Origin of the sequence: Stenotrophomonas sp. ATCM1_4 (genome assembly GCF_004348115.1) — a bacterium.
Lineage (GTDB): Bacteria > Pseudomonadota > Gammaproteobacteria > Xanthomonadales > Xanthomonadaceae > Stenotrophomonas > Stenotrophomonas capsici.
On sequence record NZ_QPFB01000001.1, the window covers coordinates 2,621,490 to 2,642,698 of the forward strand.

Consider the following 21,209-nt stretch of genomic DNA (forward strand, 5'->3'; position numbering starts at 1 on the left):
CCGCTGATGCCCTATTCCCCGCTCGACCACTTCCCTGCCCCGCTGCACGCCGTGGCCGCACGCATCCGGCTGGCCTGCTTCGACGTGGATGGCACGCTGACCGACGGCCGCCTGTACTACGACCATGCCGGCAACGAGAGCAAGGCGTATTACGTGCAGGACGGGCTGGGGCTGAAACTGCTGCAGCAGCACGGCATCCATCCGGTGCTGATCACCGCCCGCAACAGCCTGTCGGCCCAGAAGCGGGGTGCTGACCTGGGCATCGACACCCAGATCGCCGTCGGCGACAAGCTGGCCAGCGTGCGGGCGTTGTGCGAGCAGCACGGTATCGGCCTGGACCAGGTGGCCTTCCTCGGCGACGACCTGCCGGACCTGGCCCCGCTGGGCGCGGTCGGGCTGGCCGTTGCCCCGGCCGACGCCCACCCGTGGATCGCCGAACGCGTGCACTGGCAGACCCGTGCCGCCGGCGGCCGGGGCGCGGCGCGCGAGCTGTGCGACGCCCTGCTGGCGGCGCAGGGCAAGGTGGAAGCCGTGCTGGCGAGGTACGCCTGATGAACTGGCGCACCGTCCTGGGCGTCGGCCTGTTCATCGCCGCGCTGGTCACCGGCATTTCGGCCTGGCGCCATCGAACCGTGGCCGGCCCGGAACAGATCAGCGAGAACGTCAACGACTTCGTGCTCTCCAACTTCGAGATCATCAGCCTGGACGAGGAAGGCAAGGAGTCGGCCACGCTGCGGGCACCGGCGATGCAGCGCAAGCGCGCCGACCAGACCTCGACCATCACCCAGCCGTTGTTCCTGCTGCCCGATGATGCGGGCAACCACTGGGAGTTGCGCGCCGACACCGGCTGGGTCAGCCCCAAGGGCGAGGAGCTGCGCCTGCGCGGCAACGTGGCCGGTGACAGCCCCAAGGACGGCAAGACCCCGCCCACCACCTTCCGCACGACCTCGCTGGATATCTTCCCGAAGCAGAACCTGGCCCGCACCGAGGCCCAGGTCACCCTGACCCGGCCGGGCCTGAGCCAGACCGGCGTCGGCTTCCAGTCCAACCTGAAAACCCAGCAGTACTCCCTCCAATCCCGAGTCAAGACCCGCTATGAACCCAATGCTGCCCGCTAAGCTCGCGTCGATCACCCTGCTCGCCGCCCTGCTCGCACCTGGCCTGGCGTGGGCCAAGAGCTCGGACCGCAACCAGCCGATGACGATCGACTCCAACAACAACGACTGCAACTTCAGCGACAACGGCAAATGCCAGTTCCGCGGTGACGTGGTGATCGTCCAGGGCACGCTGGAGATCCACGCCGACAGCGCCGACGTGATCCAGCGCAACGGCGAGACCGAGCGGGTGATCCTCACCGGCAAGCAGGCCACCCTGAAGCAGCAGATGGATGACAACACCTGGATGAACGCCCGTGCCGACAACATGGACTACAACATCAGCAGCGAAGTGATCATCCTCACCGGCAACTACAACGTCGAGTCCGAGCGCGGCACCAATGCCGGCCAGCGCATGGTCTACAACACCCGCACCGGCGCGATGCAGAGCGGCGGCGACGGCACCCGCGTGCGTACCGTCATCCAGCCCAAGGCCAAGGCACCGGCCGCGCAGGGAGACAAGAAGTAATGCTCGTCGCCCAAGGCCTGCGCAAGCGCTACAAGAACCGCGAAGTCGTCAAGGACTTCGGGCTCACCCTGGAAGCCGGCGAAGTGGTCGGCCTGCTCGGCCCCAACGGCGCCGGCAAGACCACCTGCTTCTACATGATCGTCGGTCTGGTCGCCGCCGATGCCGGCAGCATCGTGCTCGATGGCCAGGACATCACCGCCGACCCGATGTACTCGCGCGCCAAGCTGGGCGTAGGCTACCTGCCGCAGGAGCCGTCGGTGTTCCGCAAGCTAAGCGTGGCCGACAACATCCGGCTGGTGCTGGAGCTGCGCGACGACCTCAACGCCGAGGGCCGCGAGCGCGAACTGTCAGCGCTGCTGGAAGAACTGCAGATCAGCCACGTCGCCAGCCAGGCCGGCGCCAGCCTGTCCGGTGGTGAGCGTCGCCGCTGCGAGATCGCCCGCGCGCTGGCGGCCAAGCCGCGCATGATCCTGCTCGATGAACCCTTCGCCGGCGTCGACCCGATCTCGGTCGGCGAAATCCAGCGCATCGTCACCCACCTCAAGCAGCGTGGCATCGGCGTATTGATCACCGACCACAACGTGCGCGAGACCTTGGGAATCTGCGACCGGGCGTATATCCTCGCTGAAGGCAGCGTTCTCGCGCAGGGGGCACCGGAACAGCTGCTGGCCAACACCGACGTTCGCCGCGTCTACCTGGGAGACGCGTTCACCCTCTGAGCCTGCGGCCAACGTCACGCCCTTCCCCGGACGGAACCCGGCATGAAAGCTCGGCTGCAGACATCGATGGGACAGAGCCTGGTCATGACGCCCCAGTTGCGTCAGGCCATCCGGCTGCTGCAGATGTCCAGCACCGAGCTCGAACTGGAACTGGTCGAGGCGGTGGAAACCAATCCCCTGCTGGAATGGGCCGAGAACGGCGACAACGCCGGTGACGACGAAGCCGCGCCGGGCGCGTCCAGCGACGAAGCCCCGGCCGACCTCGGCCAGGGCGACATCAGCGACGATGGCGACAGCTGGGAAGGCCGGGACGAGGACTGGAGCAGCGGCCACGGCGGTTCCTTCGACGAGGACGGCGACGGCGACAGCCGCGAACAGGCCGCCGAAGCCGACACGCTGGCCGACCACCTGCTCTGGCAGTTGCACCTGTCCCACCTCAGTGCCCGCGACCGCGCCATCGGCGTGGCCCTGATCGATGCACTGGATGAGGACGGCTACCTGCGCGAGCCGCTGCCGGGCATCGCCGAAACCCTGCTTCCCGATATCCATGCCGACGAGGACGAAATCCTCGCGGTGCTGAGCCAGATCCAGCGCTTCGACCCGGCCGGCGTGGGCGCGCGCTCGCTGGGGGAATGCCTGTCCCTGCAACTGGATGCCCTGCCCGCCGACACCCCGGGCCTGGTGCTGGCCCGCGGCATCGCCGCCGGCCCGCTGGAGCGCCTGCCGCGCGCCGGCATCCCCGGCATCGCCCAGGAACTCAAGCAGCCCCTGGACGCGGTCGAGCAGGCCGTGCAGCTGCTGCGCTCGCTGGACCCGCGCCCGGGCAAGCAACTCGGCGAACTGACCTCGGACACCTACGTGGTGCCGGACTGCGTGATCTGGCGCCAGCGCGGCATCTGGCGTTGCGCGCTGGCCGGCCACGCCGGCCCCCGGGTGGTCATCCACCGCGGCTACGAACAGTTGATCCGCCGCTGCGGCGATGCCGACGCCAGCTACCTGCGCGCGCAGCTGCAGGAGGCCCGCTGGCTGCTCAAGAGCCTGGAGGCGCGCGGCGAAACCCTGCTGCGCGTGGTCGGCAGCCTGCTGCACCACCAGGCCGGCTTCCTGGAGTTCGGCGAACAGGCCCTGCGCCCGTTGACGTTGCGTGAAATCGCAAGCGAGCTGGACCTGCACGAATCCACCATTTCCCGCGCCATCGCCCGCAAGTACGTGCGCACCCCGCGCGGCACCCTGCCGCTGCGCGCGTTCTTCGCCTCCGGCATCGATACCGAGGGCGGCGGCGAGGCGTCCAGCACCGCCATCCAGTCGATGATCCGCAACCTGATCGATGGCGAAAACCCGCGCAAACCGCTTTCTGACGCGAAGCTGGCTGAGTTGCTCAAGACCAGTGGAATACCGGTGGCGCGGCGCACCGTGGCGAAGTATCGTGAAGCCATGAACATTTCTGCCTCCCACGAACGAGTCCGCATCGTCTGAAGCTTTCGCTGGCTGGGCAGAGGGTTCATGAGGCAACCCCGAACCACAGGAGGAATCCGATGCGTATCGAGACGTATGGCCAGCAGATCGAAGTCACTCCCGCCCTGAAGGAGTACGTGGAAACGAAACTGGAGCGGGTGGGACGACACGTCGACCAGCACTGCGAGATACGGGTGCAGCTGTCCACTCGCAAGCCTGACTTCCTCGTCGTCGCCACGGTGAATCTGCCCGGGCGCACCCTGCATGCCGACGCCGCCGGCTCGACCATGTACGCGGCCATCGACGTCCTTGCCGACAAGCTGGACCGGTTGGTCATCAAGCACAAGGAAAAACATCTTCCCCACGCATCGCATGCACTGCGCGACAATGGCTGACAGCAGCCACTCTCCGCACCAGACATGCCGTTGACCGACCTGATGGCGGCCGTGAGTACCCAGGTACTCGCGGCCGCTGATCGAGACAGCACCCTTCTTGCCGCCTCGCGCCTGCTGGCCTGTCGCGAAGCCGGCGCAGACAGCCTTTTTGACAGCCTGCGCGAGCGTGAACGCGTCGGCAGCACCGCCATCGGCCATGGCATCGCCGTCCCGCATGGCCGCTCCCCTACCCTGCAACGGCCCCGTGGCGCCTTGCTGCGCCTGCGGCAGCCGGTGGATTTCGGCGCTGACGAGGGCGTGGACCTGGTCTTCGCCATGGCCGTACCCGAGCATTACACCCACCAGCACCTGATGCTGCTGTCCGAGCTGGCCGAGCTGTTCTCCGATGCCGGCGTCCGCCAGGCCCTGCGCGATGCGCCCGATGCCGAGGCACTGCAGCAGATCATCACCCAACCGCCACAGGCGCCCCGCGGATGAATACCAGCATCACTGCCCAGGAACTGTTCGACCAGCAGCGCGAGAAGCTCGACCTGCGCTGGGTGGCCGGACGCGAAGGCGCACGCCGCGAACTGGAGGCGGGCAACACCGTGTCACGGCGGCCGTCACTGGCCGGCTACCTGAATACGATCTACCCCAACAAGGTCCAGATCCTCGGCACCGAGGAACTGACCTGGCTGGATTCGCTGGACGCGCGCCAGCGCTGGGAGGTGATCGAACGGATCATCCAGGCCCACCCGATGGCGCTGGTCATCACCAAGAGCCATGGCTGCCCGGAAGACCTGCGTGCGGCCGCGGACGAATCCCAGACCCCCCTGTGGGTCTCGCCCAAGCGCGGCCACGAGCTGCTCAACCACCTCAGCTACCACCTGGCCCGGACCCTGGCGCCCCGCATCACCCTGCACGGGGTGTTCATGGAGATCTACTCCATCGGCGTGCTGATCACCGGCGAGGCGGGCTCGGGCAAGAGCGAGCTGGCGCTGGAACTGCTCTCGCGCGGGCACCGGCTGGTCGCCGACGATGCCCCGGAGTTCACCCAGATCGCCCCGGACGTGCTCGACGGCACCTGCCCGGAACTGCTGCAGGACCTGCTCGAGGTCCGTGGCCTGGGCGTGCTCAACGTGCGCCAGATGTTCGGTGACACGTCTGTAAAGAAGAACAAGTACCTTCGCCTCATCGTCCACCTGACCAAGCCGATGACCGAACCCAGCGCCTACGGCTACGAGCGCCTGACCGGCGATTCCGGCAAGCGCCACGTGCTCGACCTGGACGTGCCGCTGATCACCCTGCCGGTGATGCCCGGCCGCAACCTGGCGGTGCTGACCGAGGCCGCCACGCGCCTGCACATCCTGCGCACCAAGGGCATCGACCCGGCCGCCATGTTCATCGCCCGCCACAGCAACCTGTTGGAGCAACGCAGTCCATGAGCGCCTTACCGTCCCCGGTGCTGGTCATCGTCAGCGGCCTGTCCGGCTCGGGCAAATCGGTCGCCCTGAAGACCTTCGAGGACCTGGATTACTACTGCTCGGACAACATCCCGGTGAACCTGCTGCCGGAATTCGTGCGCGGGGTGCTCGGCCAGCGCAATGACAGCAGCCCACAACGACTGGCCATCGGTATCGACGTTCGTGGGCGCAGCGACCTGAGCCAGCTGGCGAAGTGGCGCAAGACCGCCAACGAGCATGGCATCGATGCCCGCCTGCTGTTCTTCGAGGCCGACGACGATACCCTGCTGGCGCGCTACGCCGATACCCGCCGTCGCCACCCGCTCAGCCACCTCGGGCTGTCGCTGCCCGAGGCGATCACCCGCGAGCGCGAGCTGACCGCCCCCCTGCGCCGCGAAGCCGATGCGGTGATCGATACCACCCGGCTCAACGTGCACCAGCTGCGGCGCCGGGTCATCACCGAATTCGCGCTGAGCCAGCAGAGCAAGCTCTCGCTGCTGTTCGAGTCCTTCGCCTACAAGCGCGGCGTGCCGGCCGAGGCCGACTTCGTGTTCGATGCGCGCGTGCTGCCCAACCCGCACTGGGACCCGGAACTGCGCTCGCTGACCGGCCGTGACCGCGAGGTGCGCGAATACCTGGATGCCCAGCCGGAGGTGGTGCGCTATGTCGCCCAGCTGCAGGACCTGCTGGACACCTGGCTGCCCAAGCTGGGCAACGAGACCCGCGCCTACGTGACCGTCGCCTTCGGCTGCACCGGTGGCAAGCACCGTTCGGTGTACCTGGCCGAGCGCCTGGCCCGGCATGCCCGCGAACAGGGCTGGCCGGACGTGGCCACCTTCCACCGCGAGCAGGATTGAGCCCCGTACTGAACGGCACACAGAAGACAGGTTCCGACGCTATCGCGGACTCATGGTGACCTGTTAACGTTCAGGGATGACCTGCGGCATTCTCCTCGTGACCCATCCCGGCGTCGGCACTTCCCTGCTGGAAGTGGCGACCACCCTGTTGCGGCAGTTGCCGCTGAAGACCGAAGCCTTCGAAGTACCCTTCGATGCCGACCTCGACGCACTGCTGCCCGCGGCCTCGGCCGCGATGCGGCGGGTCGAGGGTGACGAAGGCGTGCTGGTGCTGACCGACCTGTACGGCGCCAGCCCCAGCAACCTGGCCAACCAGCTGGTCCGGCTGGGCACCCCGGCCAGGCGCGTCTCCGGGTTGAGCCTGTCGATGCTGCTGCGGGTGATGAACTATCCGGAACAGGGATTGGACCAACTGCCCGCCACTGCGGCGGCGGGCGCTCGCAATGGAGTCATCGTCGACGATGCTTGAGAAAGAACTCACCGTATCCAACCGCCTGGGCCTGCATGCCCGCGCGACCGCCAAGCTGGTGCAGGTGGTATCGGCCTTCCGCGCCAATGCCACGCTGGTGGCCAAGGGCCGCGAGGTCAATGCCAAGAGCATCATGGGCGTGATGCTGCTGGCCGCCGGCCAGGGCACCCCGGTCACCGTCCGCGTCGATGGCGAGGACGAAGGTGCCGCGCTGGAAGCCATCACCGCCCTGTTCGAACGCCGTTTCGACGAAGACAACTGATGCGCGCGCTGCCGCCTCCCGCCCACACGCCAAGGGGCCTGCTGCCATGACCCGGCTGCACGGGCTGGCGGCGTCGCGTGGCACGGCCCTGGGACGTGCCCGTGTCCGCCTGCCGCACGTGCAGGAAACCGGCGAAAAGCGCATTGCCGCATCGGCCGTCGAACAGGAACTGGAACGCCTGCACCGCGCCACCGATGCGGCGCGCGCGGAGATGCGTGAACTGCGCAGCCGCCTGCAGGGCGCCCTGCCCGCCGAGGTCGGCGAGTTCCTCGACCTGCACGCCATGCTGCTGGACGACCCCGAACTGCTTACCGCGCTGGATGAACTGGTGCGCGGCAAGCGCTACAGCGCCAGCCATGCGCTGCGCGTCCAGCGCGATCGCCTGGCGCAGGTGTTCGAGGGCATGGAGGACGCCTACCTCAAGAGCCGCATCGACGACCTGGACCACGTCATCGGCCGCATCCATTCGTTCCTGCACAAGCGCGCCACCCATGTGAAGGGACTGGCCGGGGAGATCCTGGTCTGCGAGAACGTGGCCCCGTCCGAACTGGCCCAACTGCAGTCGCAGGGCGTGGTCGGCATCGTCAGCAGCGGCGGCAGCGTGCTCTCGCATAGCGCCATCCTGGCCCGCAGCCTGCACATGCCGCTGGTGGTGGGCGCCAGCGCCGTGTTGAACAAGGTCAACGACGGCGACGTGATGATCCTGGACGGCGGCAGCGGCGAGATCGTCATCGAGCCCGCCTCCTCCGACCTGCGCCAGTACCGTGCGCGCCAGCGCGAGCTGGCCCGCGAGCAACGCGAACTGGGCCGCCTGCGCGCCAAGCCCAGCCGCACGCTGGACGGCGAGGAAATCACCCTGCTGGCCAACGCCGAATCCCAGGACGACGTGGCCCAGGCGCATGCGCTGGGCGCACGCGGGCTGGGCCTGTACCGCACCGAATTCCTGTTCCTGCAGCGCAACCACCTGCCGGACGAAGAAGAACAGTTCCGCGCCTACCGCGACACCGTGCTCGGCATGAGCGGCCGGCCGGTCACCATCCGCACGCTGGACCTGGGCGCGGACAAGGCCGATCGCACCGGCCTGGTGATGGGCAACGAGGAGAACCCGGCGCTGGGCCTGCGCGGCGTGCGCCTGTCGCTGGCCAACCCCAAGGTCGCCGACACCCAGCTGCGCGCCATCCTGCGCGCGTCCGGCTACGGGCCGGTGCGCATCCTGGTGCCCATGGTCAGCAGCCGCGAGGAGATCATGGCGGTGCGCCGCCGGTTGTCGCGACTGGCCGCGCTGCTGCGCAACGATGGCCATGAAGTGGCCGAGAACATCCCGGTCGGGGCGATGATCGAGGTGCCTGCGGCAGCCATCGGGCTGGAGTGCTTCATCGACCAGGTCGATTTCCTGTCGATCGGCACCAACGACCTGGTGCAGTACCTGCTGGCCGCCGACCGCAACAACGAGGCGGTCAGCGAGCTGTACTCGCCGCTGCATCCGGCGGTGCTGCGGCTGCTGTGGCAGGTGATCGAGACCGCGCGACGCCACCAGACCCCGGTGGCGGTGTGCGGCGAGATCGCCGGTGACGCGCAGATGACGGCAATGTTGCTGGCGCTGGGCCTGACCGAGTTCAGCCTGCACCCCGGCACCCTGCTGGAGGTGCGCCGCGCCATCCGCGAAGTGGACCTCACCGGCCTGCGCGCGCAGGCACCGCAACTGCTGGCCGCCCGCGACCGGCGTGGCATCGAGCGCTGGATCAACGGCAACGCCCGCGACTGATTCCGATGCCCCGGCACCTGTGCATCGGCACGCCGTGCACGCGATAATGACGGGCTCAACACCGCCGATGCCGCATCCTTGCCCCGGATAGCGGCCTTTTCATTCCCGGGAGCAGCGCATGGCCGAAGCGGTACGCCACGACAAGACCGCACGACAGCTGCGTCTGCTTTCCGATGCGCTCGACAGCGGCCGGCTTGGCCCCGTACGCCGCCTGGTCAACACTCTTTCGCCGGCCGAGATCGGCAACCTGCTCGAATCGCTGCCGCCGGGCAAGCGCGAGGTGGTGTGGGGGCTGGTCGACGCCGAGGATGACGGCGAGGTGCTGGTGCACGTCGGCGACGACGTGCGCGAGAGCCTGCTGGCGGACATGGACCCGGACGAGATCATCGCCGCGGTCGAAGACCTGGACATCGACGACCTGGCCGATCTGGTCGAGGACCTGCCCGACACCGTCATCGACGAAGTGCTCAAGTCGATGGACCGCGAGAACCGGGAGCGGCTCGAGCAGGTGCTGTCCTATCCGGAAGACACCGCCGGCCGCCTGATGAACCCGGACGTGGTCACCGTGCGTGCCGACGTCAACGTCGACGTGGTGCTGCGTTACCTGCGCCTGCGCGGCGAGCTGCCGGACCATACCGACCACCTGTTCGTGGTCAGCCGTCGTCACCAGTACCTGGGCCGGTTGTCGTTGGCCTCGCTGGTGACCCACGAGGACACCACCCCGATCAACCGCCTGATCGACGACGAGCAGCCGGCCATCGACGTCGGCGAGAGCGCCGACGAAGTGGCCCGCCAGTTCTCCGACCACGACTGGGTCTCGGCACCGGTGGTGGATGACAACAACATCCTGATCGGCCGCATCACCATCGACGACGTGGTCGACATCATCCGTGGCCAGGCCGAGCACCAGGTGCTGGGCGCGGCCGGCCTGGACGAGGACGAGGACCTGTTCAGCCCGGTCTGGCGCGCGATGCGCCGGCGCCTGATGTGGCTGTCGATCAACCTGTGCACCGCGTTCCTGGCCTCCAGCGTGGTCGGCCATTTCGAAGGCACCATCGACAAGCTGGTGGCACTGGCCGTGCTGATGCCGATCGTCGCCGGCCTGGGCGGCAACGCCGGCACCCAGGTGCTGGCGCTGATGGTGCGCGGCCTGGCGCTGGGCCAGGTGGGTGCGTCCAACGCACGCACCCTGCTGTGGAAGGAACTGCGCGTCGCACTGCTCAACGGCCTGCTGCTCGGCTCGATCCTGGGCCTGATCGTGCTGGCCTGGTTCCACATGCCGGGGCTGTCATTGGTGATCGCCGTGGCCCTGACCTGCAACCTGCTGTTCGCCGCCTCGGCCGGCGTACTGGTGCCGCTGACGCTCAAGCGGCTGGGCTTCGACCCGGCGCTGGCCAGCGGCATCTTCCTGACCGCCGTGACCGACACGATGGGCTTCTTCACCTTCCTTGGTCTGGCCACGCTGGTGCTGCTGCATTGATTGCAGCGGGGCGTCGTACATCCGCGACGCCCCGGCGACCTGGCTGCCCGCGACCTCCCGGATGACGTGAAGCCTGACGTACTACACTCCGCAGCCCATCCGCAGGCACCGCCCATGACCACCACCGTCACCGATTACTACCAGCCCGGCTGGCGCGACCAGAACCATGCCTGCCCGGCCTGCGAATGGCAGGGAAGCTCGCGGCAGATGGAGATGGAGCTGCACGACGAGCAGACCGAATACACCTGCCCGCAGTGCGAGTACCCGCTGCTGGTGGTGATGCACCCGTCGCTGCAGGAGGTCAAGGCCGCCGCCGACGCGGGCAACGAGGAAGCCCAACAGCAGTTGGCCATCCTGGCGATGGCACCGCGCGACAGCTGAGGCGAACCACTGGCAACGGCGACCACGGCGTGCAAAGCTCGCCGGCAACGCCACTGCACCGGGGGGTTGTATGCGCCTGTTGTTGATCGTCACGCTCGGACTGTGCTGCAACCTCGCCTTCGCACAGACCGAAACCGGCCCGTGGAAGCTGACCACCGCGCCGGTCGCCCCGCGCCCCGCCGAGCCGGGCCTGGGCAGGGAGTTACGGGCATCGGTCCAGCAATCGGTCGAGCAGAGCCTGAAAGGTGACAACGCGCAGGCGCGCGTTGCGTTGCTGGAGGTCGCCCAGCACTGCGATGCCTATCGGGCGGCCGCCGGGCGACGTGCGGTGAGCTTCCGTACCCAACGACAGTACGAGCTGTACCTGGCCGACCACAACGACGGCACGCCGCTGGACTGGCTGGACATGGCCTGCGCCGATGCCTACAAGCAGCTGGCCTACATCGCCGTGGAGTACCACGACACCGACCAGGCCATGCAGTGGCTGGACCAGGCCCAGGCAACTGCCCCGTATGAGGCCGACGTGCTGACCGAACGCGGCATCGCCTTCAACCAGCGCAAGGACTGGCGTGGTGCGCTGGCCAGCTACCAGCAGGCGCTGGAACTGACCCGCAGCCATCCCGAGGCCGCGCATCTGCAGGCATTGGCGCTGCGCGGCGTGGGGTTCTCGCTGATCGAGCTGGGCGATCTGCCGTCGGCACAATCCCATTACGAGCAATCGCTGGAACTGGAACCCGACAACCCGGTCGCGCTGCAGGAGCTGACCTACATCCAGCAGCTGCGGGAGCGTGCCGGCAGGAAGTGACGCCTAAGGTTGGAGGCGATCAACGGTGGAGCGGATGGAATCCTGGCTTCGCGGCCGAGACCGCTCCTGCCGGCGGCAGCCGGCATCAACCCAGCAGGGTTTCCAGCACTGCCATGCGCACCGCCACGCCATTGGCGACCTGGCGCAGCACCCACGACTGCGGGCCGTCGGCCACTTCGTCGGTCACTTCCACGCCGCGGTTGATCGGGCCCGGGTGCAACACCGCCGCGTCCTTGCCGGCACGCTTCAGGCGCTCGTTGGTCAGCCCGTACTGCGCGTGGTACTGCTCCAGCGACGGCACCAGCCCTTCTTCCATGCGCTCGCGCTGCAGGCGCAGCATCATCAGCGCATCGGCACCTTCCAGCAGCGCGTCGAAGTCCTGTCCGACCACGCAGCCCTTGAGGGTTTCATCATCGGGCAGCAACGACTGCGGGCCGCACACGCGGATCTCGCCCACGCCCAGCGTGCGCATCGCGTGCAGGTCGGTGCGGGCCACGCGCGAGTGCTTCACGTCACCGACGATCACCACCTTGAGCTTGGAGAAGTCCGGCCCCTTGGCCTGGCGCAGGGTCAGCATGTCGAGCAGGCCCTGGGTCGGGTGCGCGCTGCGACCGTCACCGGCGTTGACCAGCGCGGTGCCCTCGCCGGCCGCGGCGGCCAGCGCCGCCACCGCGCCGTCGTCCGGATGGCGGATGACGAAGCCGCGCACGCCCATCGCTTCCAGGTTCTTCAGCGTGTCGCAGGCGGTTTCCCCCTTGCGCGTGGACGAGGTGGAGGCATCGAAATTGAGCACGTCCGCGCCCAGTCGCTGCGCGGCAAGCTGGAACGAACTGCGGGTGCGCGTGGACGGTTCGAAGAACAGCGTGCACACCGCGGTGCCGGCCAGCACCGCGCGCTTGTTGCTGATCCGGCCCACCGCCGCGTCACGGATCTGGCCGGCGCGGTCGAGCAGCTGCAGCAGGGTCTCTCGGGGCAACCCTTCCAGGGTCAGCAGGTGGCGGAGGCGTCCTTGGTCATCGAGTTGCGCAGCAGTCATGGCGGGAGATCTTCGGCAGTCAGGAAATGGGGGTGGCGTCGTGCGGGGCCGACAGCCAGCGCTCGATGATGACCGCGGCGGCCACGGCATCGAGGTTGGCGGCATCGCGGCGGCGCTTGCGGCCTTCGGCACGTTCCACGGCAAAGCGGTGCGCGGCCTCGACCGAGCTGGAGCGCTCGTCGACCAGCAGCACCGGCAACTTGTAGCGCTGCTGCAACTGCCGGGCGAAGGCATGCGCGCGCTTGCGGTTGGGCTGGTCCTCGCCTTCCAAGGTCAGTGGGTCGCCGACGATCAGGCCCTGCGGCCGCCACTCCTTGTGCAGGCGGTCCAGCGTGGTCCAGTCCGGTCCGTTGGCATTCACGTCAACCACGGCGATGGCGCGTGCACCGACGCCGAAGGCGCTGCCGATGGCCACGCCGATGCGGCGCGAGCCGACGTCGAAGCCGAGTACGGTGCTGTCGGTGGACAGGCGGGCCGGCTCAGGCACGGCCGCTGTACCCGGTCAGGCGGAACAGGTCCACGCCGATCCGCGCGGCGGCCAGCTGCCAGCGTTCTTCCAGCGGCGTGGCGAACAGCAGCGCGGCATCGGCCGGTACGGTCAGCCAGCTGTTGTCGGCCAGTTCCTGTTCCAGTTGCCCGGCACTCCAGCCGGCGCAACCCAGGGTCACCAGCGCGTTGCGCGGCCCCTGGCCGATGGCCATGGCCTCGAGGATGTCGCGCGAGGTGGTCAGGTACAGGCCGTCGGCAACGGTCAGGCTGGAATCCCAACCGCGCGCGTCGTCATGGATGACGAAGCCACGTTCGGTATGCACCGGCCCGCCATTGAGCACCGGCACCGCGCGCAGGTCACCGTCGTCGCAGTCGATCTCCATCTGTTCGAAGACCTCGCCCAGCGTGAAATCGGAGGCCTGGTTGACGACCACGCCCATGGCGCCGTTCTCGTCGTGCTGGCAGATCAGCGCGACGCTGCGCGCGAACGTGCCATCGGCCAGGGACGGCAGGGCGACCAGCAGGTGGTTGGACAGGGGCAGGGACAGCGCGGACATGGCGCATATTCTAGCGGTTACGCGTGTCCGGGGCGTGCAGCGGCGATAATCGGGCCACGTCCCTGCTGATCCGCGCCCATGCCCACGTACTGCGACATCGCTCCCGGCCATCCCGTTCACGACCATTACCACGCCAATGAGTACGGCTTTCCGCAGCATGCGGAAAGCGAGCTGTTCGAGCGCCTGCTGCTGGAGATCAACCAGGCCGGGCTCAGCTGGGAAACCATCCTGCGCAAGCGCGAGGGTTTCCGTACCGCCTACGACGGCTTCGATGTGGACACCGTGGCCGCCTACGGCGAGGCCGACGTGGCCCGCCTGATGGGTGATGCGGCGATCATCCGCAACCGGCTCAAGGTGCAGGCCGCGATCCACAATGCGCAGGTGATCCAGGGGCTGCGCCGATCCCATGGCGGCTTCTCGGCCTGGCTGGACGCGCACCACCCGTTGAGCAAGGCCGAATGGGTGAAGCTGTTCAAGAAAACCTTCCGTTTCACCGGCGGCGAGATCACCGGCGAGTTCCTGATGAGCCTGGGCTACCTGCCCGGTGCGCACCACGAAAGCTGCCCGGTGTACGCACGGGTGCTGAAGCTCAAGCCGAAGTGGTTGAAGGGCTGAAGACCGGGTAGGAGCGGCTTCAGCCGCGAAGCGGGGATGGGCTGGAAAGCGCCTACCCCTTTCCCGGCCATCCCCTTTGCTTCGCGGGGAAATCGAGCGAAGAGCACCCCTCCCCAACCCTCCCCTTGCTGCGCAAAGGGAGGGGGCTGTTCCTGCGATCGATCAGGCGGCAGCAACACCATTTTCTGCGCAGTAATGCGGCCTCTCCCCCTCCCTTTGCGCAGCAAGGGGAGGGCCGGGGAGGGGTACGCCGTTCGCGCAATACTCCAAAACAAAAAGGCCAGTCCCGCTTCCGCAGGACCAGCCTTTCCACTCGCCTCCAGCCCTCAACGGACCTCGGCGATCTCCACACCATCCAGACCCTGCGACAGGGTCTTGGCATCGCCCCCCTGCGAGAGCTTGATGCGCAGGCGCACCTCGTTCTGCGAGTCGGCGTAGCGCAGTGCGTCGTCGTAGCTGATCTCGCCGGCCTGGTACAGCTCGAACAGGCTCTGGTCGAAGGTCTTCATGCCCAGTTGCACCGAGTCCTTCATCACTTCCTTGAGCTTGTGGATCTCGCCGTCGCGGATGTAGTCCTGCACCAGCGGCGTGCCCAGCAGGATTTCCATCGCCACGCGACGGCCCTTGCCGTCGGGCTTGGGCACCAGCTGCTGCGCGACCACGCCCTTGAGGTTCAGAGACAGGTCCATCAACAGCTGGTTGCGGCGGTCTTCCGGGAAGAAGTTGATGATGCGGTCCATCGCCTGGTTGGCGTTGTTGGCGTGCAGCGTGGCCAACACCAGGTGGCCGGTTTCGGCGAAGGCGATGGCGTGGTCCATGCCCTCGCGGGTACGGATTTCGCCGATCATGATCACGTCCGGCGCCTGGCGCAGGGTGTTCTTCAGCGCCGCCTCCCAGCTGTCGGTGTCGATGCCCACTTCACGCTGGGTGACGATGCAGCCTTCGTGCTTGTGCACGAATTCGATCGGGTCCTCGATGGTGATGATGTGGCCGCTGGAGTTCTGGTTGCGGTAGCCGATCATGGCCGCCAGCGAGGTCGACTTGCCGGTGCCGGTGGCGCCGACGAACAGGATGATGCCGCGCTTGGTCATGGCCAGCGTCTTGATCACCGCCGGCAGGTTCAGCTCCTCCACGGTGGGAATGCGCGTCTCGATGCGACGCAGCACCATGCCCACCTGGTTGCGCTGGTAGAAACAGCTCACGCGGAAACGGCCCACGCCGGACACGCCGATGGCGAAGTTGCACTCGTGGGTTTTCTCGAATTCCTCGCGCTGTGCCGGCGTCATCACGTTCAGCACCAGGTCGCGGCTCTGCTGGCTGGTCAGCGGGGTCTGGGTGATCGGCGACAGCTTGCCGTTGACCTTCATCGACGGCGGCATGCCGGCGGTGATGAACAGGTCCGACGCTTTCTGGTGCGCCATCAGCTTGAGGAACGAGGTGAAATCAATGGTGCTCATGGCATGCTCCCTCGGAGCCGATAAGGGTGGTCACGAAACAGGGTTGCGACGACTGGAGGCAGGTTGCGGCCGGTGCCATGCACCGTTGCCGGGCCCCTGCCCCGCCTTGCCTGCTTACTCGAACAGCCGCTTGTCCTTGGCGTATTCCTTGGCCTGATTGCGGGTGATCAGGCTGCGCTTGACCAGGTCCTGCAGGTTCTGGTCCAGGGTCTGCATGCCCACCTGCTGACCGGTCTGGATGGACGAATACATCTGCGCCACCTTGTCTTCGCGGATCAGGTTGCGGATGGCCGGGGTGGCCACCATGATTTCGTGCGAGGCGATACGGCCGCCGCCCACCTTCTTCAGCAGCGCCTGCGAGATCACCGCGCGCAGCGATTCGGACAGCATCGAGCGCACCATCGGCTTCTCGCCGGCCGGGAACACGTCGATGATACGGTCGATGGTCTTGGCCGCCGAGCTGGTGTGCAGGGTGCCGAACACGAGGTGGCCGGTTTCCGCGGCGGTCAGCGCCAGGCGGATGGTTTCCAGGTCACGCAATTCGCCGACCAGGATGATGTCCGGGTCTTCACGCAGCGCCGAGCGCAGGGCCTCGTTGAAGCCGTGCGTGTCGCGGTGCACCTCGCGCTGGTTGATCAGGCACTTCTGCGAGGTGTGCACGAATTCGATCGGGTCCTCGACGGTGAGGATGTGGCCGTATTCGTTCTTGTTGATGTGGTCGATCATCGCAGCCAGCGTGGTCGACTTGCCCGAGCCGGTCGGCCCGGTCACCAGGATCAGGCCCTGCGGCTGCTCGATCAGCTGGCGGAAGATCGGCGGGCAGCCAAGGTCTTCCAGCGTGAGCACTTCGGAGGGAATGGTACGGAACACCGCACCGGCGCCGCGGTTCTGGTTGAAGGCATTGACGCGGAAGCGCGCCAGCGACGGGATCTCGAAGGAGAAGTCGACCTCGAGGAACTCTTCGAAGTCGCGCCGCTGCTTGTCCGACATGATGTCGTAGACCAGCGCGTGCACCTGCTTGTGGTCCAGCGCGGGAATGTTGATGCGACGGACGTCACCGTCGACACGGATCATCGGCGGCAAGCCGGCCGAGAGATGGAGGTCCGAGGCCTTGTTCTTGACCGAGAACGCCAAAAGTTCAGCGATATCCATACGCCGCTATGTCCCCTGCGTTGCGAGTATCTGGAAGGTGTTTCCCCTGGCGGGCAGTATAGCCTTCCCGCGTAAGAGGTTGATGTCTTTGCAAACCGTGTCCCTGGCCTCACTCCAGCAGCAGATCGACGCTGTTTCCCGGCCTGGCCAGCCGGTCCGCCTGCTGGCCGTTTCCAAGCTGCAGCCGGCCGCGGCGATCGCCGCGCTGGCCGCACAAGGTCAGCGCGCGTTCGGTGAAAACTACGTGCAGGAAGCGGCCGCCAAGATCCAGGAACTGGCCGCGCTGGCGCTGGAATGGCACCTGATCGGCCACCTGCAGTCGAACAAGGCCGAGGTGGCCGCGCGCAGCTTCCACTGGGTGCAGACCGTGGACCGGCCCAAGCTGGTCGAGGCCCTGGCACGGCACCGGCCGCCGGCGCTGCCGCCGCTGAATGTGCTGATCCAGGTGAACATCGACGACGAGGACAGCAAGCACGGCTGCCAGCCGGCGCAGGTCCCGGCGCTGGCCGAGGCCATCGCCGCGCACGCGCGGCTGCGCCTGCGCGGCCTGATGGCCATCCCGGCCCCGTTCCCCGAGCACGACAGGCGCCAGGCCGCCTTCACCCGCATGCGCGGCCTGTTCGACGCGCTGGCCGCCCGCCATGCCCACGTGGATACTCTGTCGATGGGCATGAGCAGCGATTTCGCCGAGGCCATCGCCGCTGGTTCGACCATGGTGCGGGTGGGTACCGCGCTGTTCGGCCAACGCCCGACTCCCTGATCCAACCGAGATTCCACGATGACCAGCACGCCGCACGCCGCCCTTCCCGACACCGACATCGCCTTCGTGGGCGGCGGCAACATGGCCCGCAGCCTGATCGCCGGGCTGGTCCGGCGCGGCATGCCGGCCACCCGCATCCACGTCGCCGAACCGGTGCAGGCGCTGCGCGAGGCACTGCAGCAGGACTTCGGCGTGAACGTCCACGAGGGCGCCGCCGGTGCCGCCGGCCAAGCCGGGCTGTGGTTGATGGCGGTCAAGCCGCAGGTGATGCGCGCGGTCTGCGGCGAGCTGGCCGCCCACGCCGCGGCACGGCAGCCGGTGGTGGTCTCGATTGCCGCCGGCATCACCGCCGGGCAGCTGGACCGCTGGCTGGGCGGCGACCAGGCGGTCGTACGCGCCATGCCCAACACCCCGGCCCTGCTCGGTGCCGGCGTGACCGGGCTGTTCGCCAACGCACGCGTCTCGGCCAGCCAGCACGCGCAGGCCGAACAGGTACTGGCCAGCGCCGGGCGCACGGTGTGGATCGACGAGGAAGCCAGGATGGATGCGGTGACCGCCGTGTCCGGCAGCGGTCCGGCCTATGTGTTCCTGCTGGCCGAGGCGATGGAGGCAGCCGCGCTCGAGCAGGGCCTGCCCGCCGAGGCGGCGCGCACGCTGGTGCTGGATACCGTGCTCGGTGCCGCGCGCATGCTCACCGAAGCCGGCGAAGCACCGGCCGAGCTGCGCCGCCGCGTCACCTCGCCGGGGGGCACCACCCAGGCCGCCATCGAGACCTTCCAGGCCGGCGGCTTCGAAGCACTGACCGCCCGCGCCATCGACGCGGCCACCCGCCGTGGCCGCGAGCTCTCCGCCGCCAACGACTGACCCCACCGCCCACCCGGAGGTCCGCATGTCCCGATTCCCGCTGCTGCTGTTGTCCGCCGTGCTGTCATTGGCCGCCTGCTCGGCACAGGAAACCCCGCGCCCGGCCTCGCCGGTGCAGCCACAACCGGGGCATGCCGACCTGGGCAGCCTGCGCGTGCACTACAACCTGCTGCCCACGCTGGCCATGAACGAGGCAGTCGCCCGCAGCTATGGCGTCAACCGCGAAGCCGACCGCGCCCTGCTGGTGGTCGCGCTGCGCCAGCTCAGCAACGGTGAGGAGTTGCCGGCCGGCGGCAGCGTGCAGGCCACCGCGACCGACCTGTCCGGCCAACGCCAGCAGGTGCTGCTGCGTGAAGTCCGGACCGGCCCCTATACCGACCTGATCGGCGTGCTCGATGCCCATCCCCGCGACCAGCTGCGGCTGGAACTGCAGGTGGCTGCGCCAACCGCGCAAGGGACGGTGCGTTTCGCGCGAAATTTCTGAATCCGGCCGAAACCGGAAATGTGACGTCGGGGCCGGCCCGATGACATTGGCAGGACAAGGCCATGACCTATCGACCAGCCACCTTTTCCCTTCCACATCAATTGGATAGCAGGGCTTTCGGACAATACCCGGCGCCCCCTCCCTATTCACGGATGTTGATGCGCGTCAACACAAAGTCAAATTGACAGGGATTTGAGGCAAACCATACTGCCCGCCTTTCCCTCTTCCGCCCGCGCCCGCCGGATGCGGTCTGCGTCGGACAAGGTTCCATGACCTCCCCTGTTCAAACTGCCGTCCCCTCGTTGCTGCAGCTGGAAGGCTGGGGCATGAGCCGTGGCCGCCGTACGGTGCTGGCCCACCTCGACCTGACCCTGGACGGCCCCGGCATCATGGTGCTGATGGGTCCCGGAGGCACCGGCAAGTCCTCGCTGCTGCAGGCACTGTCGGGCCAGCACAACGCCCACGGCGAACGCTGGGGGCGGCTGCTGTTCAACGGCGCACCGCTGGAGGCCGCGCAACGGCCGCCGGTGCTGGTCCACCAGCAGCCACGCGAACTGGGCTTCAGCGTGCAGGAAAACCTGGCCGCCGCGCTGCGCCAGCATCCCGGGGGCAGCCAGCACATCCTGCGCGAGGACATCGTCGCGCGCCTGCAGGCGCTGGCCGCCGACGCCCTGGTCGAGCACCTGTCGCACAGGGTCATCGACCTGCCGCGCGTGCTTGCCCGCCAGCTGGCCATCGTCCGCGCGGCCTTCAGCGGCAGCCCGCTGCTGCTGATCGACGAGCCCACCAGCGAACTGGAGCCGCACGAGGCCGAGGTCGTGCTCGGCCTGATCGAACGCCTGGGCCGTGACCATGCCTGCCTGGTCACCCTGCACCACCAGGGCCAGGCCCGCCGCATCGCCTCGCGGGTGATCCTGCTGGCCGGCGGCCACGTGCAGGTGGATGCCGACACGGCCGCCTTCTTCAGCAACGCCATGCAGCACCCGGTACTGGCGCAGTTCCTGCGCACCGGCAGCTGCCATGTGCCGGCGCCGGACGCGCGCGCCGAGGAACTGGCCGACAACGTGTCCCCCCCTGCCCCGCTGCAGGCCGCACCCTCAGCGGAGGTTGCGCCGCCACCCGCTCCGGCACCCGTCGTGCAACCGGTCCGCCTGCCGGCGACGCCGTCGCGCCGTGGCCCCAACGGCTTCCATTGGCTGGTACCCGGCAAGCTCGCCGGTTGCCCGATGCCGGGCGTGGTGTTCGCAGCCGACCACGACCTGGCCCTGTTGCGCGGCATGGGCGTCACCGTTCTGGTCAACCTGACCGAAAACCCGATGCCCGACGCGCTGCTGGCCCCGCACGGCCTGCGCAGCTACCACCTGGGCATCGCCGACCGCGGCGCACCGCCGCTGCTGTGGGCCAAGCTGCTGCTGGCCAAGATCGAGGTGATGCTGCGCGAGGGCGAAGTCGTCGCCGTGCATTGCCTGGCCGGGCTCGGCCGCACCGGCATGGTGCTGGCGGCATGGCTGGTCCGCGAAGGGCTCACCGCCGACGAAGCGCTGCGCCGCCTGCGCACCCTGGAACCGGGCTTCGTGCAATCGCGCGAGCAGGAAGACCTGCTGCACGCCCTCGAAGAAAACCTGCTGATCCGCGCCTGCTGACCTTCCCTTTCCGCACGCGGGCCTCCCCGGCCCGCGCGCATTGCGTTTGCCTCCCCCTCAAGGAACCACCCCCATGTCCCTCGATACCACCCTGCAACAGGCCGTTGCCTCCGTTCCCGAATGCGTGGCCGCCGGTTACGTCGACATCAGCTCCGGCATGCTGCTCTCGGTCCGTACCGTCGATTCGCATCCGCGCGAAGTGCTGGACCTGGTCGCCGCCGCCACCGCCGACCTGTACCAGGGCCCGAACATCCGCAGCATCGAGCAGATGTTCCGCCGCGCCCGCGGCCTGCAGGAACAGGAAGGCGCGCATTACTTCCAGGAAATCATCGTCAACAGCGAGAACCTGATCCACATCTTCATGCGCGGCAAGCGCTACCCGGACTACGTGATGGTGTTCGTCTGCCGCCGCACCGCCAACCTGGGCATGGCACTGACCCGCTCACGGCTTGCGATGCCGGGCATCGAAGCGGCCATCTGACCCGCTTGCGCAACGAAC

The 21,209-nt window shown here is 67.9% G+C and carries 26 protein-coding genes; 21 read left to right on the forward strand and 5 right to left on the reverse strand.

From position 1 onward, the window contains the following. The first annotated feature begins 6 nt into the window (after window positions 1-6). The 15 genes from ATCM_RS12015 (at window position 7) to ATCM_RS12085 (ending at window position 11,653) form a co-directional block, all read left to right on the forward strand. Window positions 7-552, forward strand: a complete 546-nt coding sequence (locus tag ATCM_RS12015) for an HAD hydrolase family protein (protein ID WP_132864756.1) — start codon at window positions 7-9, stop codon at window positions 550-552. After that, complete coding sequence (lptC, locus tag ATCM_RS12020) at window positions 552-1,118, forward strand: LPS export ABC transporter periplasmic protein LptC (protein ID WP_132864757.1); 567 nt, start codon at window positions 552-554, stop codon at window positions 1,116-1,118. Before ATCM_RS12015 ends, lptC begins: the two co-directional genes overlap by 1 nt. Continuing rightward, complete coding sequence (gene lptA, locus ATCM_RS12025; RefSeq protein WP_132864758.1) at window positions 1,096-1,623, forward strand: lipopolysaccharide transport periplasmic protein LptA; 528 nt, start codon at window positions 1,096-1,098, stop codon at window positions 1,621-1,623. The genes lptC and lptA overlap by 23 nt, the downstream gene beginning before the upstream one ends. Beyond that, complete coding sequence (gene lptB / locus ATCM_RS12030) at window positions 1,623-2,342, forward strand: LPS export ABC transporter ATP-binding protein (protein ID WP_132864759.1); 720 nt, start codon at window positions 1,623-1,625, stop codon at window positions 2,340-2,342. The genes lptA and lptB overlap by 1 nt, the downstream gene beginning before the upstream one ends. A 42-nt stretch (window positions 2,343-2,384) precedes the next feature. Next, window positions 2,385-3,818: an RNA polymerase factor sigma-54 gene (locus ATCM_RS12035; protein ID WP_132864760.1), complete on the forward strand. Its 1,434-nt coding sequence runs from the start codon at window positions 2,385-2,387 to the stop codon at window positions 3,816-3,818. A gap of 59 nt (window positions 3,819-3,877) precedes the next feature. Continuing rightward, entirely contained in the window at window positions 3,878-4,192 is a 315-nt protein-coding gene (raiA, locus tag ATCM_RS12040) for a ribosome-associated translation inhibitor RaiA (RefSeq protein WP_132864761.1), read from the forward strand. 24 nt (window positions 4,193-4,216) lie between these two features. Further along, window positions 4,217-4,669 carry a PTS sugar transporter subunit IIA gene (locus ATCM_RS12045; RefSeq protein WP_132864762.1) on the forward strand — a complete coding sequence of 151 codons (453 nt, stop codon included), beginning with the start codon at window positions 4,217-4,219 and terminating at the stop codon, window positions 4,667-4,669. Beyond that, window positions 4,666-5,616 carry an HPr(Ser) kinase/phosphatase gene (hprK, locus tag ATCM_RS12050; RefSeq protein ID WP_132864763.1) on the forward strand — a complete coding sequence of 317 codons (951 nt, stop codon included), beginning with the start codon at window positions 4,666-4,668 and terminating at the stop codon, window positions 5,614-5,616. The genes ATCM_RS12045 and hprK overlap by 4 nt, the downstream gene beginning before the upstream one ends. Next, a complete protein-coding gene (gene rapZ / locus ATCM_RS12055; RefSeq protein ID WP_132864764.1) occupies window positions 5,613-6,491 on the forward strand; it encodes an RNase adapter RapZ in 879 nt (292 codons plus the stop codon). Before hprK ends, rapZ begins: the two co-directional genes overlap by 4 nt. A 76-nt stretch (window positions 6,492-6,567) precedes the next feature. Beyond that, the gene (locus tag ATCM_RS12060; RefSeq protein ID WP_132864765.1) at window positions 6,568-6,960 is read left to right on the forward strand and encodes a PTS fructose IIA subunit family protein; all 393 of its coding nucleotides are present in this window, start codon (window positions 6,568-6,570) and stop codon (window positions 6,958-6,960) included. After that, window positions 6,953-7,222, forward strand: coding sequence for an HPr family phosphocarrier protein (locus ATCM_RS12065; protein ID WP_132864766.1), 270 nt, complete (start codon window positions 6,953-6,955; stop codon window positions 7,220-7,222). Before ATCM_RS12060 ends, ATCM_RS12065 begins: the two co-directional genes overlap by 8 nt. A gap of 46 nt (window positions 7,223-7,268) precedes the next feature. Continuing rightward, window positions 7,269-8,987 (forward strand): phosphoenolpyruvate--protein phosphotransferase, encoded by a 1,719-nt coding sequence (gene ptsP / locus ATCM_RS12070; RefSeq protein ID WP_132864767.1) that lies wholly within the window; start codon window positions 7,269-7,271, stop codon window positions 8,985-8,987. Between the two features lie 118 nt (window positions 8,988-9,105). Then, window positions 9,106-10,467 (forward strand): magnesium transporter, encoded by a 1,362-nt coding sequence (mgtE, locus tag ATCM_RS12075; protein WP_132864768.1) that lies wholly within the window; start codon window positions 9,106-9,108, stop codon window positions 10,465-10,467. A gap of 114 nt (window positions 10,468-10,581) precedes the next feature. Then, entirely contained in the window at window positions 10,582-10,848 is a 267-nt protein-coding gene (locus ATCM_RS12080) for a hypothetical protein (protein WP_132864769.1), read from the forward strand. A 70-nt stretch (window positions 10,849-10,918) separates the two neighbouring features. Continuing rightward, a complete protein-coding gene (locus ATCM_RS12085; RefSeq protein ID WP_132864770.1) occupies window positions 10,919-11,653 on the forward strand; it encodes a tetratricopeptide repeat protein in 735 nt (244 codons plus the stop codon). Between the two features lie 85 nt (window positions 11,654-11,738). On the opposite strand, the gene ATCM_RS12090 is transcribed toward ATCM_RS12085, so the two are convergent. The 3 genes from ATCM_RS12090 to ATCM_RS12100 are packed head-to-tail and all read right to left on the reverse strand — an operon-like array spanning window position 11,739 to window position 13,735. Beyond that, entirely contained in the window at window positions 11,739-12,689 is a 951-nt protein-coding gene (locus tag ATCM_RS12090) for an aspartate carbamoyltransferase catalytic subunit (protein WP_132864771.1), read from the reverse strand. Window positions 12,690-12,708: 19 nt separating this feature from the next. Continuing rightward, window positions 12,709-13,176, reverse strand: coding sequence for a Holliday junction resolvase RuvX (gene ruvX / locus ATCM_RS12095; protein ID WP_132864772.1), 468 nt, complete (start codon window positions 13,174-13,176; stop codon window positions 12,709-12,711). Next, entirely contained in the window at window positions 13,169-13,735 is a 567-nt protein-coding gene (locus ATCM_RS12100) for a YqgE/AlgH family protein (protein ID WP_132864773.1), read from the reverse strand. Before ATCM_RS12100 ends, ruvX begins: the two co-directional genes overlap by 8 nt. Window positions 13,736-13,813: 78 nt before the next feature. Between ATCM_RS12100 and ATCM_RS12105 the strand changes: the two genes are divergently transcribed. Further along, window positions 13,814-14,350: a DNA-3-methyladenine glycosylase I gene (locus ATCM_RS12105; protein ID WP_132864774.1), complete on the forward strand. Its 537-nt coding sequence runs from the start codon at window positions 13,814-13,816 to the stop codon at window positions 14,348-14,350. Window positions 14,351-14,676: 326 nt separating this feature from the next. Here ATCM_RS12105 and ATCM_RS12110 read toward each other — a convergent pair whose 3' ends face one another. Together ATCM_RS12110 and ATCM_RS12115 are read right to left on the reverse strand one after the other, a co-directional pair. Beyond that, window positions 14,677-15,807 (reverse strand): PilT/PilU family type 4a pilus ATPase, encoded by a 1,131-nt coding sequence (locus ATCM_RS12110; RefSeq protein ID WP_132864775.1) that lies wholly within the window; start codon window positions 15,805-15,807, stop codon window positions 14,677-14,679. A gap of 114 nt (window positions 15,808-15,921) precedes the next feature. Then, on the reverse strand, window positions 15,922-16,959 hold the full coding sequence (locus tag ATCM_RS12115) for a type IV pilus twitching motility protein PilT (RefSeq protein WP_132864776.1): 1,038 nt from the start codon (window positions 16,957-16,959) through the stop codon (window positions 15,922-15,924). Window positions 16,960-17,041: 82 nt separating this feature from the next. Between ATCM_RS12115 and ATCM_RS12120 the strand changes: the two genes are divergently transcribed. From ATCM_RS12120 to ATCM_RS12140, 5 genes are all read left to right on the forward strand, one after another. After that, the gene (locus ATCM_RS12120; protein WP_132864777.1) at window positions 17,042-17,719 is read left to right on the forward strand and encodes a YggS family pyridoxal phosphate-dependent enzyme; all 678 of its coding nucleotides are present in this window, start codon (window positions 17,042-17,044) and stop codon (window positions 17,717-17,719) included. A gap of 18 nt (window positions 17,720-17,737) precedes the next feature. Then, on the forward strand, window positions 17,738-18,583 hold the full coding sequence (gene proC, locus ATCM_RS12125) for a pyrroline-5-carboxylate reductase (protein ID WP_132864778.1): 846 nt from the start codon (window positions 17,738-17,740) through the stop codon (window positions 18,581-18,583). Window positions 18,584-18,608: 25 nt separating this feature from the next. Then, window positions 18,609-19,067 carry a DUF4426 domain-containing protein gene (locus ATCM_RS12130; protein ID WP_132864779.1) on the forward strand — a complete coding sequence of 153 codons (459 nt, stop codon included), beginning with the start codon at window positions 18,609-18,611 and terminating at the stop codon, window positions 19,065-19,067. 269 nt (window positions 19,068-19,336) lie between these two features. Then, the gene (locus tag ATCM_RS12135) at window positions 19,337-20,710 is read left to right on the forward strand and encodes an ATP-binding cassette domain-containing protein (protein WP_132864780.1); all 1,374 of its coding nucleotides are present in this window, start codon (window positions 19,337-19,339) and stop codon (window positions 20,708-20,710) included. 73 nt (window positions 20,711-20,783) lie between these two features. Continuing rightward, window positions 20,784-21,191, forward strand: a complete 408-nt coding sequence (locus ATCM_RS12140; RefSeq protein ID WP_132864781.1) for a hypothetical protein — start codon at window positions 20,784-20,786, stop codon at window positions 21,189-21,191. Window positions 21,192-21,209 lie beyond the last annotated feature (18 nt).

What these genes read in the sequence shown, in the direction of transcription:
- ATCM_RS12015 (WP_132864756.1), top strand. Translation starts at nt 7, where the DNA reads ATGCCCTATTCCCCGCTCGACCACTTCCCTGCCCCGCTGCACGCCGTG.
- lptC (WP_132864757.1), top strand. Translation starts at nt 552, where the DNA reads ATGAACTGGCGCACCGTCCTGGGCGTCGGCCTGTTCATCGCCGCGCTG.
- lptA (WP_132864758.1), top strand. Translation starts at nt 1,096, where the DNA reads ATGAACCCAATGCTGCCCGCTAAGCTCGCGTCGATCACCCTGCTCGCC.
- lptB (WP_132864759.1), top strand. Translation starts at nt 1,623, where the DNA reads ATGCTCGTCGCCCAAGGCCTGCGCAAGCGCTACAAGAACCGCGAAGTC.
- ATCM_RS12035 (WP_132864760.1), top strand. Translation starts at nt 2,385, where the DNA reads ATGAAAGCTCGGCTGCAGACATCGATGGGACAGAGCCTGGTCATGACG.
- raiA (WP_132864761.1), top strand. Translation starts at nt 3,878, where the DNA reads ATGCGTATCGAGACGTATGGCCAGCAGATCGAAGTCACTCCCGCCCTG.
- ATCM_RS12045 (WP_132864762.1), top strand. Translation starts at nt 4,217, where the DNA reads ATGCCGTTGACCGACCTGATGGCGGCCGTGAGTACCCAGGTACTCGCG.
- hprK (WP_132864763.1), top strand. Translation starts at nt 4,666, where the DNA reads ATGAATACCAGCATCACTGCCCAGGAACTGTTCGACCAGCAGCGCGAG.
- rapZ (WP_132864764.1), top strand. Translation starts at nt 5,613, where the DNA reads ATGAGCGCCTTACCGTCCCCGGTGCTGGTCATCGTCAGCGGCCTGTCC.
- ATCM_RS12060 (WP_132864765.1), top strand. Translation starts at nt 6,568, where the DNA reads ATGACCTGCGGCATTCTCCTCGTGACCCATCCCGGCGTCGGCACTTCC.
- ATCM_RS12065 (WP_132864766.1), top strand. Translation starts at nt 6,953, where the DNA reads ATGCTTGAGAAAGAACTCACCGTATCCAACCGCCTGGGCCTGCATGCC.
- ptsP (WP_132864767.1), top strand. Translation starts at nt 7,269, where the DNA reads ATGACCCGGCTGCACGGGCTGGCGGCGTCGCGTGGCACGGCCCTGGGA.
- mgtE (WP_132864768.1), top strand. Translation starts at nt 9,106, where the DNA reads ATGGCCGAAGCGGTACGCCACGACAAGACCGCACGACAGCTGCGTCTG.
- ATCM_RS12080 (WP_132864769.1), top strand. Translation starts at nt 10,582, where the DNA reads ATGACCACCACCGTCACCGATTACTACCAGCCCGGCTGGCGCGACCAG.
- ATCM_RS12085 (WP_132864770.1), top strand. Translation starts at nt 10,919, where the DNA reads ATGCGCCTGTTGTTGATCGTCACGCTCGGACTGTGCTGCAACCTCGCC.
- ATCM_RS12090 (WP_132864771.1), bottom strand. Translation starts at nt 12,689, where the DNA reads ATGACTGCTGCGCAACTCGATGACCAAGGACGCCTCCGCCACCTGCTG.
- ATCM_RS12100 (WP_132864773.1), bottom strand. Translation starts at nt 13,735, where the DNA reads ATGTCCGCGCTGTCCCTGCCCCTGTCCAACCACCTGCTGGTCGCCCTG.
- ATCM_RS12105 (WP_132864774.1), top strand. Translation starts at nt 13,814, where the DNA reads ATGCCCACGTACTGCGACATCGCTCCCGGCCATCCCGTTCACGACCAT.
- ATCM_RS12110 (WP_132864775.1), bottom strand. Translation starts at nt 15,807, where the DNA reads ATGAGCACCATTGATTTCACCTCGTTCCTCAAGCTGATGGCGCACCAG.
- ATCM_RS12115 (WP_132864776.1), bottom strand. Translation starts at nt 16,959, where the DNA reads ATGGATATCGCTGAACTTTTGGCGTTCTCGGTCAAGAACAAGGCCTCG.
- ATCM_RS12120 (WP_132864777.1), top strand. Translation starts at nt 17,042, where the DNA reads ATGTCTTTGCAAACCGTGTCCCTGGCCTCACTCCAGCAGCAGATCGAC.
- proC (WP_132864778.1), top strand. Translation starts at nt 17,738, where the DNA reads ATGACCAGCACGCCGCACGCCGCCCTTCCCGACACCGACATCGCCTTC.
- ATCM_RS12130 (WP_132864779.1), top strand. Translation starts at nt 18,609, where the DNA reads ATGTCCCGATTCCCGCTGCTGCTGTTGTCCGCCGTGCTGTCATTGGCC.
- ATCM_RS12135 (WP_132864780.1), top strand. Translation starts at nt 19,337, where the DNA reads ATGACCTCCCCTGTTCAAACTGCCGTCCCCTCGTTGCTGCAGCTGGAA.
- ATCM_RS12140 (WP_132864781.1), top strand. Translation starts at nt 20,784, where the DNA reads ATGTCCCTCGATACCACCCTGCAACAGGCCGTTGCCTCCGTTCCCGAA.